The organism is Pseudolactococcus yaeyamensis, assembly GCF_054658615.1.
In genome coordinates, this window is the sequence record NZ_BAAGGP010000003.1 from 19,242 (window position 1) to 33,279 (window position 14,038).

General features: G+C 39.3%; 13 protein-coding genes and 1 pseudogene. All 14 read right to left on the minus strand.

Annotated features, from left to right (window positions below):
- Window positions 1-31 precede the first annotated feature (31 nt).
- The 14 genes and pseudogenes from comGB to ACYQ21_RS01215 all read right to left on the minus strand — a co-directional run bounded on the left by comGB (window position 32) and on the right by ACYQ21_RS01215 (window position 13,993).
- Window positions 32-1,075: a competence type IV pilus assembly protein ComGB gene (comGB, locus tag ACYQ21_RS01150; RefSeq protein ID WP_460054276.1), complete on the minus strand. Its 1,044-nt coding sequence runs from the start codon at window positions 1,073-1,075 to the stop codon at window positions 32-34.
- Complete coding sequence (gene comGA / locus ACYQ21_RS01155; RefSeq protein ID WP_460054279.1) at window positions 999-1,940, minus strand: competence type IV pilus ATPase ComGA; 942 nt, start codon at window positions 1,938-1,940, stop codon at window positions 999-1,001. The genes comGB and comGA overlap by 77 nt, the downstream gene beginning before the upstream one ends.
- Before the next feature lie 80 nt (window positions 1,941-2,020).
- A complete protein-coding gene (locus ACYQ21_RS01160; protein ID WP_460054281.1) occupies window positions 2,021-2,467 on the minus strand; it encodes a hypothetical protein in 447 nt (148 codons plus the stop codon).
- A gap of 44 nt (window positions 2,468-2,511) precedes the next feature.
- Window positions 2,512-2,859 carry a hypothetical protein gene (locus tag ACYQ21_RS01165; RefSeq protein ID WP_460054283.1) on the minus strand — a complete coding sequence of 116 codons (348 nt, stop codon included), beginning with the start codon at window positions 2,857-2,859 and terminating at the stop codon, window positions 2,512-2,514.
- A gap of 116 nt (window positions 2,860-2,975) precedes the next feature.
- Window positions 2,976-3,134 (minus strand): hypothetical protein, encoded by a 159-nt coding sequence (locus ACYQ21_RS01170; RefSeq protein WP_460054402.1) that lies wholly within the window; start codon window positions 3,132-3,134, stop codon window positions 2,976-2,978.
- Window positions 3,116-3,163, minus strand: a pseudogene (locus tag ACYQ21_RS01175) (hypothetical protein); the annotation flags it as partial. The pseudogene ACYQ21_RS01175 and the gene ACYQ21_RS01170, both read right to left, overlap by 19 nt.
- Before the next feature lie 347 nt (window positions 3,164-3,510).
- Entirely contained in the window at window positions 3,511-7,905 is a 4,395-nt protein-coding gene (locus ACYQ21_RS01180; RefSeq protein WP_460054285.1) for a PolC-type DNA polymerase III, read from the minus strand.
- A gap of 57 nt (window positions 7,906-7,962) precedes the next feature.
- Window positions 7,963-8,112 carry a hypothetical protein gene (locus tag ACYQ21_RS01185; protein WP_460054288.1) on the minus strand — a complete coding sequence of 50 codons (150 nt, stop codon included), beginning with the start codon at window positions 8,110-8,112 and terminating at the stop codon, window positions 7,963-7,965.
- Window positions 8,093-8,701, minus strand: a complete 609-nt coding sequence (locus ACYQ21_RS01190) for a hypothetical protein (protein ID WP_460054290.1) — start codon at window positions 8,699-8,701, stop codon at window positions 8,093-8,095. The genes ACYQ21_RS01185 and ACYQ21_RS01190 overlap by 20 nt, the downstream gene beginning before the upstream one ends.
- Window positions 8,698-9,951 carry a replicative DNA helicase gene (locus tag ACYQ21_RS01195; protein WP_460054292.1) on the minus strand — a complete coding sequence of 418 codons (1,254 nt, stop codon included), beginning with the start codon at window positions 9,949-9,951 and terminating at the stop codon, window positions 8,698-8,700. The genes ACYQ21_RS01190 and ACYQ21_RS01195 overlap by 4 nt, the downstream gene beginning before the upstream one ends.
- 155 nt (window positions 9,952-10,106) lie before the next feature.
- Window positions 10,107-10,421: a hypothetical protein gene (locus ACYQ21_RS01200; RefSeq protein ID WP_460054293.1), complete on the minus strand. Its 315-nt coding sequence runs from the start codon at window positions 10,419-10,421 to the stop codon at window positions 10,107-10,109.
- 52 nt (window positions 10,422-10,473) lie between these two features.
- On the minus strand, window positions 10,474-10,860 hold the full coding sequence (locus ACYQ21_RS01205; RefSeq protein WP_460054295.1) for a helix-turn-helix domain-containing protein: 387 nt from the start codon (window positions 10,858-10,860) through the stop codon (window positions 10,474-10,476).
- 540 nt (window positions 10,861-11,400) lie between these two features.
- Window positions 11,401-12,618: an ATP-binding protein gene (locus tag ACYQ21_RS01210; protein ID WP_460054296.1), complete on the minus strand. Its 1,218-nt coding sequence runs from the start codon at window positions 12,616-12,618 to the stop codon at window positions 11,401-11,403.
- A gap of 190 nt (window positions 12,619-12,808) precedes the next feature.
- On the minus strand, window positions 12,809-13,993 hold the full coding sequence (locus ACYQ21_RS01215; RefSeq protein WP_460054298.1) for an ATP-binding protein: 1,185 nt from the start codon (window positions 13,991-13,993) through the stop codon (window positions 12,809-12,811).
- Window positions 13,994-14,038 lie beyond the last annotated feature (45 nt).

Consider the following 14,038-nt stretch of genomic DNA (forward strand, 5'->3'; position numbering starts at 1 on the left):
GCTTCGTCCAAGCGGGGCATTCCTATACAGTCTACATCCCCAGATCCATCTGAGCATAAATCGGTAACAACATGGCGGCGTAAATCAAGACAATCATCAGAGCTACAAATAAAAAAACTAGTGGTTGGATAATAGTCATACCTTTTTCAATCTTTTCAAAAAATTTGGTCCACGATTCATCTGCATAGACGAGCAGTTCATCGCCTAGTTTGGCTTTCATTTCGCCGTACTCAATAATCAAAGCTAATTCTGGTGTGAAAAAACTGTAGTGATGAATTTTGCCATGAAATTCTTGTCCAAGCTGCATGGCATCTAACAAGTCTTGCCCGATTTCTCGAAAAAGTTGATTCTTTTGCGTGGTCATCATCTCTAATATCTGCCGCATTTCCAACCCTTGCTTAATCAGATTCCCCCATTCTCGGGCATAAAAAGCCGTCAGATAAAGTTTCAAATAAGTTTGAATCAAAGGGAAATGCCCCAATCTTTGCACATTGGTTAATGGTGAAGTTATTTTAAAATACCGAATCACCCCTAATACAAGAACTGATAACAGGAGGCCCAGTCCGAGGAAAAGCCAAGGAAGTATCGTAATCACTATCCCCGCAAAGTTATTGGTTTCAACCTGCGGTAGCAGATAAGTTTTTAAGCCTAGCACGATGCCTATCAGAAAGACGAGTAAAATAACAGGATAAGTTGCTACAGTCACCAATTTTTGCCTGACTTTTTGCACCTTCGTTAGATTTTCTGTTATCAAGTGTAGCGTTTGCTGTGTATTGCCGTGATAATCTGCCAAGGCGACTTGCGTGACGACCGAGTTTGAAAAGCGTAGCTCATTTAGGATTTGCGAGAGAGTTTGACCATTTGCTAAGCCTTCTCGCATAGTCGTCACAAATTTTGCCTCGACCAATTTCGACCGACTTAAAAAATTAACAATTTCTGCTAAATGAAAGCCACTCGAAAAGAGATTATTCATGAGTTGCATCAGCTTGACTTGTTGTTTAATCGTTAATCTCTTCGGTTGCCGCCTGATCAGGCGTGAGATGTCCAGCTGTAACCATTTTTTTAATCTTGTCATGCCACTTGTCGTTGGCGTGGATTTCAAATGCTTTATCGGCACTGTCCAATACCCCCTTTCCTGCAATCAACCGTTGATAGATAACGCCTGACAGCGAATTTTTGATTTCTTCTTTTGTTACCCCGAGCTCTAATAGCCGCGCATATACTCCTGCGATTGACTTAGCATGAATCGTTGAAAAGACGGTATAGCCCGTCAAACTCGCTCTCATAACAGCTCGCGCAGTTTCTTGATCTCGAATTTCACCGACAATCACAAGATCGGGCATATGACGCAAGGACAGTTTAATCAAACTATCATAGGTATTGCCAATCGCTTCATTTAGTTGGAATTGGAGCAAGTCCGGCGAGACAATCTCAACTGGATCTTCTATCGTAATGACCTGTTGACCTGAAAATTTCTGTTTGGCAATATGATGCATCAGTGTCGTTTTGCCTGAGCCAACTGGTCCTGCAAATAGATAAAGACCACGCCTTGCCACTAAATTTTCAACTTGTGGTAAGTCAGTCTCAAACCAAAAGGCGAGCGGTCTCTCCCTATCATGTAACAATCGAATCACCAGACTTTCGCGACTCTCAAAATCTCCTGCTGAAGATAGTCGTAACCGAAACTTTCTACCCGAAAACGGATACAGGCAAGACCCCAGTTGTGGGCGACGTTTCTCACCAACATTCATCCCAGCTGTAAACTTGAAATGGGAGATGAGACTTTGACCCTCAGTATCTGAGAGTAACTGATAATTGTCACGTTGCGTTGACTTCCGAAAAACAACTGAAAAACCTTTTTTAACTGGCAATATGTAAACATCACTTGCCCCAAAATCAACCGCCTTTGAAAGCATCGTCTGCGCTATTTCCTGTATCATCTCATCAACCTCCTACTTTTATATACGAAAAAAATCCATGATTGCTCACGAATTTTTTGATTTTTTATGAAATCTCAAAATTAATTTTGACTCTTTCTGTTAACAATGAGCGTAACTCCCATCACTACGCTAGTTATAAAAATAACTACGAGTGCTATAAATGGCATTTTGGATACCTTACTATAAGAAGTTTTCGCAACGGCACCATTCGGAGCCGCTGTCATCTCTACTGGACACATACCATCTTTACCTTCTGAATCTATTTCTAATTGAGCATTATCCTCTATCCAAACTTCAGGATACGGCATATTATTCTGTATCAATGGTGATGTTAAACCATACTTTTTAGATGCTATAACTAATTTTACTGCATTAACATCGCTAGAAGTATCCTCACTCTGCGATATCATATCCCCTTGAACATTAGACGACCACATCGTATCTCTATAATTAGACCACGTCCACGAGTTTACTTGAGTAACAGGATCTGATATGGGAGATGTAGAAAATTCTCCAGTATGACTCAACCCCATAATATGACCTAATTCATGCTCAACAACATTAGTAACTTTTATTCCAGTGTATGCTTGCCCAAATAATAAGTATTCAGTTCTATTCTACCCATAGAGAATACTCGTGCCAAGAAACTACCACTTGAAACATTATTAAATATCAAATTAATATCTTCCACTTTAGTAGAAGTACTTGCTTCAATAAATATTGTTCTTCCAAAAAGTTGATTCCAATGATTAGCAGCAGCACGAATATTGGGGGCAAACTTTGTATTTTGCACTTTATATACAATCTGCACATAAATATTACCATCTGAAGTGATAACTTCTTTGTCAGACTCAACAATAACACCATGGAAAGTTTTTGCTGATACAGGAGAAGTTCTCGCTATAACATCATCTACCAAGATATCAGTTCTGCTATCTTGGTCAATCGCATAAATTTATTAGCATAAGTGGTTGAAGTAACTGTTATAGCAACTTTTTTAACTAATTTAATCTCAAGTGCCTCAAATCTCTTAGATTATCCTTCTGTACCAGAGGTAGCGCCATTTTTAACCCAAGCTTGCCAACCAATACTTTGAACATGCGCCGATATTGAACACCATACTGATTTGCGAGCTCTCCAGTTAATTTTATCTGAATCGCTTCTAATCGTCGTGCTTGACCAGTCGTACCTGATTGAGCATCGTTTGAAACAAGCCTTGCCAACCAACAGTTTGAGTATGCGTTCTATAAAAAACAGATGGTGTCATTGCTGCTTCTGTTGGTGACACAAACAGAAATAGTGTCCCTACAAAAAACAGAAAAACGACAAGATTTTTTTCATAAGTCTTCCCCTTAATTTTTTTAATAATAAAGAACACCTCTACTGTTTTATAATAAACTAAAATAACACTCATGCCAATATTAAAAATATTACTTTAATGAGACTGAAACAACTATAAAACTAGTATATTTTGGTTAATTATAAAATAGAAAAACCATATAAAATCAACATTTGTTAAAACGTATTTCATACAATTCTTCTATTTTGAGACTTTTGTTCTAGTGTCTTTCTAAAACAAATCCTCAAACAAACTCAACTGATTATCCTCCGGCATATTGCCGAGAATATCCATTTCATCCATCTTTTCGACTAATGTTTGAGAAACACCCGCACGTTTTCTGAGTTCCGTTTTGCTGAGGAATTCTCCTTCTTTTCTCGCCTCTACGATTTGCTTAGCGACATTACCACCAAGGCCATCCATAGCAGAAAACGGGGGAATCAAAGTGTCATCTTCGATAATAAAATCATTGGCCTCACTACGATAAAGGTCTAGTTTGCCAAATTTAAAGCCACGCTCTAACATTTCATTACAGAGTTCTAGTGTCCCAAATAAGGCATTTTCGACATTGCTCGCCTCAAATCCCTTAGCCTTTATTTCTTGCATTTTAGCCTTGACGGCATCTAAACCATCGCCCATGACCTTGAGTTCAAAGGCATTGGCACGAATCGAAAACCAAGCACAATAATAGTAAAGCGGCATATGGACCTTGAAATAGGCGACACGCAAGGCCATCATGATATAGGCAGCCGCATGGGCTTTGGGGAACATATACTTGATTTTACTACATGAATCAATGTACCACTCAGGCACATTATTGTCACGCATGGCAGCGATATAAGTCTCACGCTCCTCGTCGTCAATTTTATTCCACAGTCCCTTACGCACACGCTCCATAATCGTAAAGGCCATGGACTCGTTGAGCCCGGCATGAATCAGATAAACCATGATATCATCCCGACAGCCAATAACGTTTGCCAGATTGGCGATTTTTTGCTTAATTAACTCTTGCGCATTGCCCAACCAAACGTCCGTCCCATGGGAGAGACCGGAAATTTGGAGTAATTCTGCGAAAGTACTAGGCTTTGTTTCTTCCAACATGCCACGAACGAAGTTAGTCCCCATTTCAGGCACACCCAAAGTACCCGTCTTAGAAAAAATCTGCTCAGGCGTGACACCCAGAACTTCTGTGCCGGCAAATATTTTCATGACATCTGGATCATCCATGGGAATGGTGGAGGCATCCATACCGGATAAATCCTGTAACTTACGAATCATGGTCGGGTCATCATGCCCCAGAATATCGAGTTTGAGGATATTGTCATGGATAGCATGGAAATCAAAGTGGGTCGTTTTCCACTCGGCATTGATGTCCTCAGCTGGATAGGCCACGGGACTGAAATCATAAACATCCATATACCCCGGAATAACGATAATCCCGCCCGGATGCTGACCCGTCGTCCGTTTAACACCTGTACTGCCTGCCGCAAGGCGTTCAATTTCAGCGCCACGGTAGAATTTTTCGTAGTCACGCTCATAACCTTTGACAAAACCAAAGGCCGTTTTCTCAGCAACCGTACCAATGGTTCCGGCACGAAAGGCATAGTCTTCACCGAATATGTCTCGGACGTCCAAATGGGCGCTCGGTTGGTCAGCACCAGAGAAGTTCAAATCGATATCGGGCACTTTATCCCCCTTGAAACCTAGGAAAGTTTCAAATGGAATATCATGACCGTCTTTTGTGAGCCTATGGCCACATTCTGGACAGCTTTTCTCCGACATATCAAAGCCTGAGCCGTATTGCCCCTCGGTAAAGAACTCCGAGTACTGGCACTCTGGGCAGACATAATGGGGTGGCAGTGGATTAACCTCGGTAATACCAGTCATGGTCGCAACAAATGAGGAGCCAACAGACCCACGTGAGCCAACGAGGTAGCCCCGTTTGTTAGAGCGCTCAACGAGAATCTGAGAAATGAGGTAGATAACAGAGAAACCGTTACCGATAATTGAGTTCAGCTCTTTTTCAATCCGCAAATCGACGATATCGGGTAAAGGATTACCGTAAATGGCGTGCGCTTTTTCGTAGGTCAACTTAGCCATTTTTTCCTCAGACTCCGGAATGTAAGGTGTATAGAGGTCGTCACGGACCGGTGTCAAGACGTCAAAGGACGCCGCCAGTTTCTGCGTGTTTTCAATGACAATCTGACGCGCCGTTTCTTCTCCGAGGAAGGCAAAATCGTCCAGCATTTCATTGGTCGTTCGGAAATGGACTTCTGGTAATGGTGCAGGCATGGCGTGTTCACCGCGACCAACAGGTCGGTTGATGATAGCACCGGCACCTAGGGAACGGACGATGATTTCACGGTAGATGGCATCTTCTGGATCGAGATAGTGGACATTTCCTGTTGCTAGGACTGGCTTGCCCAGTTTATCCGCAATCCGCATCAAATCTTGCAAAATCCGTTGGAGTTCCACTTCGTCTTTGATGGTTTCTTTGGCAATCAAAGGACGATAAATAGCCGGTGGCATGATTTCGATGAAATCATAGTAGTCAGCGACTTTTAAAGCATCATCAAAGGATTTATTGGTAACCGCCTCAAAAACTTCGCCTTCTGAACAAGCTGACCCAACGATCAATCCCTCGCGATGGGCTTCAAGGACTGATTTGGGAATTCTAGGCACACCTGCAAAATAGTTGACATTTGAATAAGAGATGAGCTTAAAGAGATTCTTCAAACCGTCTTGAGTTTTGGCATAAATCGTAGCATGTTTCACTCGCGCCCGCTTATAAGAATCTGCATCTACAACTTTTGTATTCAAATCGCTCAACAGCTCAATGCCAAATCTCTCCTTGGCATCATTTAAGAAAATAAAGAGCAAACGACCCGTTGCTTCCGCATCGAAATTGGCCAAGTGATGACTTTCGAGAGATACTTGGAAACGTTTCGTCAAAGGCCCCAAGCCATGACGCTTGATTTCAGGATAGAGATTACGCGCAAACTCTAAAGTATCAATAACCGGCTGTGTAATCTCAGGCAAATCATGGCGCTGATAGTTCATATTCATGAAGCCAACGTCAAAGGTCGCATTATGCGCAACGAGAATGCTGCCCTGACAAAAGGCTTGGAATTCTTTTAAGACTTGCTCTAGCGGTTTAGAACCTCTGACCATGTCATCGGTAATCCCTGTTAGCTGGGTCGTAAATTCACTCAAGGGATGCCCCGGATCAATAAATTCGTCGAATTGTTCGATGACATTTCCCTTGTGCATTTTAGATGCCGCAACTTGAATCAGTTTGTTATAAACGGCAGAAAGTCCGGTCGTTTCCACGTCAAAAACGACGTAGGTCGAATCTGAAAGGTTACTGTCATCTTCATTATAAGTGATTGGCACCCTGTCCTCGACTAGGTTAGCTTCAATCCCATAAATAATTTTGATACCATTTTTCTTACCGGCAGAGTGGGCATGTGGGAAACTTTGCGCGCCTGCATGGTCGGTGATAGCGATGGCTTTGTGTCCCCAACGCGCAGCTTGGGCGACCAAATCAGACACATCTGGAATGGCATCCATGGTCGACATATTAGTGTGCGCATGGAATTCGACTCGCTTTTGCCCTTCGGGCATGAGGTCCTTACGAATGTTTTTCGCCTTGATTTCGATCATATCATGCGCACTCATGACCAGCTCATGCTTGTACTGGTCCATTTGAACACTGCCCTTGACCTTGATCCACATGCCTTTTTTGACCATATCAAACATGGCCTGCTCCTCAGGCTTACGTCCCCATTTTTGGACGATAAAAGAGCTACTGTAGTCTGTCATCTTGACTTCCAACATATGGCTTTCCTTACCGGTCGTGCGGTTCTTAAAGACCTTATGCTCCGCCGCAAAAACGTAGCCTTCAAAGACGACATTTGCCTCCTCAGTCACGACATCCTTCATTTGGAACACGGTATCAGACGCCTTAATTTCCCTGCCCAGCGCAAGGTGATTAGGGGATGCGACCGCTTCTTTTGAGGCGGGCGTTGGCACATCAGGTTGGAACGGTGCTTCTGGTTGGTTAGCCAGAATATCCGCTAACGCCTCCTCAGATTTTTTTTCATACTCAGCGACTAATTTATCCGTCAGCTGATGGTCAATCTCTGGTAAAATCTGCAAGTCCGTGAAGCCGAAATCTTGAAAATGTTTCGCCATAACTGGAAAATAATGTTTGACAACATATTCCAGATTTGACAAATCGCCCACTAAAAGTTTAGCTATCGCAGATTCATCAGCCGCTATGAATTTATATTTCTTGAAAATCGCTGTAAAACTGGGCGTGTCACAGCCGGGTAAATCGAAAACTAGAGGCAGATAGGCATTGAGCAAGCCCTCGTCAAAACGACCATTCTCTGTTAGAATCGTCACTTGCGTTTTAGCGATATTTGAAAAAGCCCGCTCTAGGCGATAGGCTAATTCTCGATAGAGGTCAATCGGCAAAATCGCTGGAAACCTCAAATAAAAATGCCAGACTTTACTAATGGCATGAACTTCAACCTTGTCAATATTGCCCCGAAATGCCGGATTCTGACGAATTTCCGCAGGCATCTCAAGCTGATCCATGAGTCTTTCAAATAAATCGTTCATTGCGCTTCTTTCTTGATTTCTTGATATTTCTATTATAACAGAAAATGTGTTGTTACTTTAATTTTTCTTGGTTGGCGCTTTTGCAAGCCGTTCTTTTCGTTTAGGGTTATATTTGTCAAATAACTCTCGCTCAATGCGTTCTTTCGGCCATAACTCCGCCACGATGACTAGCTTACCGTTGGCATCTTTATTCCCATAAATCTTCAAATTTTACACCGTCCTCTGCATAGCGTGAAGGGATATATTTTTTATCACTCACAACATAATGTAAACCACCCTGACCGACTACTAATGAATAGATAGCCTGAAAATCTAAACGTAAAATATCCGATGTAAACTCCGATAATCGTTGCACCAGCTCGTTCCAGAAAGTAGAAGACTTTCCACTTGAAATGGTTACATAATACACAGTACGCTCATCGACTTGAAAATAATAAACGATTTCCCGCAAGCCCAAATACGATGTTTCTTGGCTATAACCGATGAATTGCCCCGCAATCGTTTGTAGTTTTTCTGCTTCAAAATCAGCACCACAATCAAAATAATCATAGTAATCATAATTATGCTGGGTGTTGTAATCGTAAATCAAATTATCAAGCGATATTTTATATTCAGATGCTTGTATTTTCTTCCTAAAAGGAAGTTCATCAAAAATAGTGATGTGATAATCGTCAAGTTCACACCAATTTTGGATGACACGCAAATTTAAAAATGTCGACTGGTCAATCGCCATTTTATAGTTGATTGTGCTGTGGTCGTTTCTATCTCTTTTTTCCTCAGTCCATTTGCATGTCATCGTCTATGACCCTTTCTCTTTCCAACCCGAAAAGAGGGAGATGGCTTGGTTCCATAATCAAAACCCATAAACTTAGCAAATTTACCGATCCACATTAACTCTACTGTTCCTATCTCTCCTGACCAATTTTTAGCAAAAATAATCTCAGCTTTATTATCTACTTCAACATCAGGAACAACAGGCATTTGATAATAAGCATCCCGATGGATAAAAATAATCATGTCAGCATATGGTTCGATAGAGGTTGAATCACATAAATCTGATATTCTGGGACGTTTATCGTCACGATACTCAACATCTCTACTGACCTGACTAAGCACAAGAATCGGCACTTCCAATTCTTGTGCTATATTTTTCAGCTGTTGACAAACTTCTGATAGCTCTTGTTGGCGACTTTTCTTACCAGTTCCTGAGATTGACTGTAAAGAATCTATCACAATTAACCCTAAACTTCCTTGCTCCTGAGCCAATTTTCGTGAGCGTTCTTGAATTTCGGTAATTGTTATCATCGGTGTATTAACAATATAGATATTTGTATCAGCCAATTCACCTTGTGTGATAAGCAAATTCCCCCAATCATCATCACTTAGTTTACCTGTTACCAAAGCATCAGTCTCAATTAATCCCTCTGATGAAATCATTCGATTACAAAAATTTCTACTCGCCATTTCTGGTGAAAAGATAGCAACTGTGTGACCCAATTTACCAACATTTGATGCGATATTTAAGGCTAAAGATGTTTTTCCCATAGCTGGACAAGAGGCGAGAATGATTAACTCTCCTTTTTGGAGTCCTGATGTCATACTATCAAGTGATGGATAACCTGTCGAAATTCTCGTTACTGATGTTTTCAGCTTAGATAAGCGTTCAATCTCGTCATAACTCTGTTCGATAAGCTCAGAAAGTTTACAAAAACCTGAACTTGACTGATTATTTGTTATTTCTATTGATTCTAAAATATTAGGCATTTGGGTTGCAGTCTCCACCTCAGGCTCGAGAGTATCTGCGGAATAAAATGAGAAAGTCATGTCAGCGCCAAATAGTTCAAAACCAGCAGTTTTTATGAGTTCTGCCTGCTTTTCCCAAAACTCTCTGTGCCAATCACTTGCAAGATAGATTTTAGCATGATCATCTGTAATGCCAAGCAATCTGGTAGGTGCAATGAAATAATCACAAATTGCTTGAGGAAACTTATTTTGGGCGATTGCCTTAACACATGCCCAAAATTTCAAATCATCTTCAACTAACATCTTCTTTCTCCCAATTCTATTGTCGTATTTTTAAACATACGATACAAAAATAATTGCCTAATAAGGTTTTCAATTACTATTTACTTCCTTGATTAAACTCATTATATGAAATACTATGCGACAAAAATAGCCCATCTTATCAAATGAGCTATTCTTTAATTTATAAGTGTGTCGCCAACATGAATTGGCACATTTTTCCTAAGTTCTCCAGGAGATTCAGGTTGACCGCTCATTTTAGAATTCATTTGAGCGTTAATGCCTTTGACAACTTCAACTGTCACTTTTTCTTGACCTGATGCATATTGAATCGCTTTAAGCAAATCTTCAAAAATGTAACGGTCGCTTTCAGTTGAAAATAACCATTCCGCTTTATGAGTTGATAAATTCTTTTGCGTTTGTAAAACAGATGTCTTGTAGCCTTCATATTGCGCTACACTATAAATTAGCTGAGCTAACTTTTTATTATCCATTATGTCTCCTCCTCACTCGCTAAATCTTTTTTGTCTCAATCAGCAATTTTGCTTATGCTTCTCCAAAATCAATTACAGCACCATACAATGTTTCATCTTCGCCATGGATACAACTTATTATTCTATTTTCATCTTCTTCGTTTGTTAAATCATAAATATAATTTTTGACTTTTTCTTGATTCACTTCATTCAACATCGAAAGAAAAAGAATCATATTTTCCTGTTCAATGTTTTCAAGTAGTACCGTGACTGGATAACTATTCCCTTGATAATAGACTTCTGATGTCGACTTTTTCCATGGTAATTCTTGCTCATCCGTTAAACCTAATAAATAATCTGTGGTAGTCTGCAACTCTTTTGCAATTTTCACTACTTTATCATATTTAGGTTCTCTTTTCGCGTTCTCCCAATTGATATAAACGCCTTGTTGACTTCCCAACCTTTCGGCTAATTTTTTTGAGTTAGCCCTTTTTCTTTTCTCAATTCTTTTAAACGCTCAGCAAATGTTGTCATATTGTCTCCTTTAAAAATCGAATTAGAACAAAATACATCCAAAAAATCTTTTAGTTGATGAACTTCCAAAAGACGTTTATACTCAAATCACTTCAAAAAGTAGTTTACTTATATTTGAAGTGATTTCATTATAACACAAATTATTCGATAACGTTTCAGATGATTTACTCAAGTTCTCGAAGTTTATGATGTATCATAGAATTCAATAAAATACAAATACAATTGATGGGGCAGCATAAAATGCTTGTAAAAATGCTTTTCTACATTTTTTAATTCAGAAACGTTGCTATAAAGCCATCCAAAATATAAAATTGAAGATTTCAAATTCTGGGGGAGTTATCAATTCTACAAAAATATCAAATATTTTCTACATTTCTATTTGATAGCTCCATTATCCTAAATCTTATGTTAACAAAATAGTTTATCAAAAAAGAGCATCACTGCTCATTTTCTGATAGTCACTCATTTATCCTTCTATCCCCAATAGCCAATCAATTGCATTCTCTCGAATGATGCCATTAAAATTCGCCTGAGGTTGGATTGTATCCAGAGTTAATAAATACTTGGGATAATTGTCATCAATATCTTCTAGCGAACGCAGTTCTCTGTTCAAAGTATTCGGATCCAAAGTTGTCTCGCTGACTTGATAATAGGAAATATCTCCATTAGGCTGAATGGCAACAAAATCAACTTCGTATTTTTTCGTCTTGCCAACAAAAACTGTATTCCCACGCCGTAGCAACTCCAAATAGACCACATTTTCTAAGATATGACCACGATCTTCAACATGGTCAGGTAACAATAGCTGCCGCAAACCTATATCTACCACATAAAATTTCTGCCCCGTTGTCAATAATGAACGACCATGCACATCATAGTTCCGAGCTTGGTAGATAATCAGACTATCTAAAATACCTTTTAGCCAACGTGCTGCGGTTTGATTTGTTAATTTGGTACCACTGCTGACCAATGTATTGACTATTTTATTGACTGAAATTTCTGAACCAATCGAAGAAAAGATGCTCTGAATCAATCTTTCCAACGTTGTCACATCAGAAACTTTTAAGCGCTCAACAATGTCTTTCAGAACAACGGTATTGAACACCCCCTGTAGATAATTCAGCCTTTCAGCATCCGAATCTGTAAATAAAACATAGGGAAAAGAACTCTTTAAATACTTCGTATAAAGCGCTTCTTTGGTTATGTCAATCTGATTCTCATCATGCCAATTTTTGAATTCTTTTAGTGACAAGGGTAGCATTTTTAATTCAATATAGCGGCCTGATAAATTTGTCGCTAGTTCACCACTCAAAAAATAAGCATTTGACCCTGTGATATACAAATCGACATTTTTTCTAACAAATAAACTATCAACAACCAATTCAAACTGCACAACATGCTGTATTTCATCCAAAAAAATGTAATTTTTTCCCGTTGGACTCATCTGTTCTAAAATAGTGTCATGTAATTTTTGGAATTCTCGCAAATCATAGTTTTCTAAGTACTCAAAATTAATCTGGATGATATTTTCGTCTTTTACACCATTTTCACGTAGTTCAGCTATGAACAACTCAAATAAGGTTGACTTACCTGAACGTCTGACCCCTGAAATAACCTTTATAATAGGTTTGTCTTTTGAGTCTCTTAAAAATTGTAAATATGATTCACGTTTTAGATATGCCATCTCACAACTCCTTTATGGTAGAATAACAAAATCATACATTTTTGTCAATAGATTGTGATGCATCATAATCCAGAAGGTGATGAATGAATGTTTTATGATACATCGTAAATTACTACGAACATTATGCAATAAAATAGACCATCAAAAAAAGAGCGTCACTGCTCGTCTTCTGATTGTCATTATTTTATCCCTATAACTCTAGCAGCCAATCTATCACGTTAAACTGTTCAATCCCTTCCTGATTATAAGAACCATTGTCCATGGTTAATAAAATCTTTCGGTAATTATCTTGAATGCCTTGAAATGGGCGAACTTCTCTCTGATAAGTCCTATCATCTTCGACAGTAAGTGATACTTGATAATATTCGGTGACACCATTTTTTTGTGCCACGAAATCAATCTCAAATTCTCCTATATTGCCAATAAAGACGTGATAGCCTCTGCGTAATAATTCCAGATAAACAACACCTTCCAAACGATGACCAAAGTTTGGCCGTTTATTGCCCAAAAGAACTTTTCTCAGAGACTGATCGACAGGATAATATTTTGAGTTGATCGACAGATATTTTTTACCCGCGATATCATAGCGGTCTGCTCTAAAAAAGAGATAGGCTTCTTGAAAGCCAGATAAATATGTTGAAACGGTATCACTTGTCGTCTTTTGTCCCATTGATGTCAGGGTATCTGCTATTTTCTTTATCGTCACTAGATTACCTGAACTATCCGTCAAATATTTGGCTAATTGTTCAACCAATGTTGCATCACTGCGCTGTTTTCTCTGCAAAACATCCTTGTTCAAGACAGTATTGACGATACCTGAAATGTAATCTCGATAGGTCAACTCATCTGGAATTTCTGTTGCATAAGGAAAGCCACCAAATTCGAGATAGCGCTGAAACATGGTCGCTTTATCGCCGCCCAGAGCGCTGAAAAATTCTACAAAAGATAAGGGATAAACTTTCAACTCGACATAACGTCCAGAAAGCAGGGTTGCAAGTTCACCTGATAGCATGTAAGCGTTAGAACCTGTCACGTATAAATCAACATTTTCTTTGATAAATAAGCTATCTAACACGCGCTCAAACTCAGGTACCATCTGGATCTCATCCAAAAAAATATAGTTCATCTGATTTGCTTGCAAGTTATCCGTAATTTTTTCATAGAGCTTTCGATAGTCCAGATAATCAGCCAGTGCCAAATCTTCAAAATTATAGGATTGAATTTGAGTTTGACTAACCTGATCGGTGATTAGCCGTTCTTGAAATAAGGCTAAAAGCGTTGTTTTTCCGCTCCGTCGCACACCTGTCAAAATTTTGATAAATCGTTTGTCTTTTAAACGTTCTAAATCAGATAGATATGTCTCTCTTCTTATCATGTCATGGCAACCTCTTTCAGATTAATTCGAAACTCACAAAAAAAA

What these genes read in the sequence shown, in the direction of transcription:
- comGB (WP_460054276.1), bottom strand. Translation starts at nt 1,075, where the DNA reads ATGACAAGATTAAAAAAATGGTTACAGCTGGACATCTCACGCCTGATC.
- comGA (WP_460054279.1), bottom strand. Translation starts at nt 1,940, where the DNA reads ATGATACAGGAAATAGCGCAGACGATGCTTTCAAAGGCGGTTGATTTT.
- ACYQ21_RS01180 (WP_460054285.1), bottom strand. Translation starts at nt 7,905, where the DNA reads ATGAACGATTTATTTGAAAGACTCATGGATCAGCTTGAGATGCCTGCG.
- ACYQ21_RS01190 (WP_460054290.1), bottom strand. Translation starts at nt 8,701, where the DNA reads ATGACATGCAAATGGACTGAGGAAAAAAGAGATAGAAACGACCACAGC.
- ACYQ21_RS01195 (WP_460054292.1), bottom strand. Translation starts at nt 9,951, where the DNA reads ATGTTAGTTGAAGATGATTTGAAATTTTGGGCATGTGTTAAGGCAATC.
- ACYQ21_RS01200 (WP_460054293.1), bottom strand. Translation starts at nt 10,421, where the DNA reads ATGGATAATAAAAAGTTAGCTCAGCTAATTTATAGTGTAGCGCAATAT.
- ACYQ21_RS01210 (WP_460054296.1), bottom strand. Translation starts at nt 12,618, where the DNA reads ATGGCATATCTAAAACGTGAATCATATTTACAATTTTTAAGAGACTCA.
- ACYQ21_RS01215 (WP_460054298.1), bottom strand. Translation starts at nt 13,993, where the DNA reads ATGATAAGAAGAGAGACATATCTATCTGATTTAGAACGTTTAAAAGAC.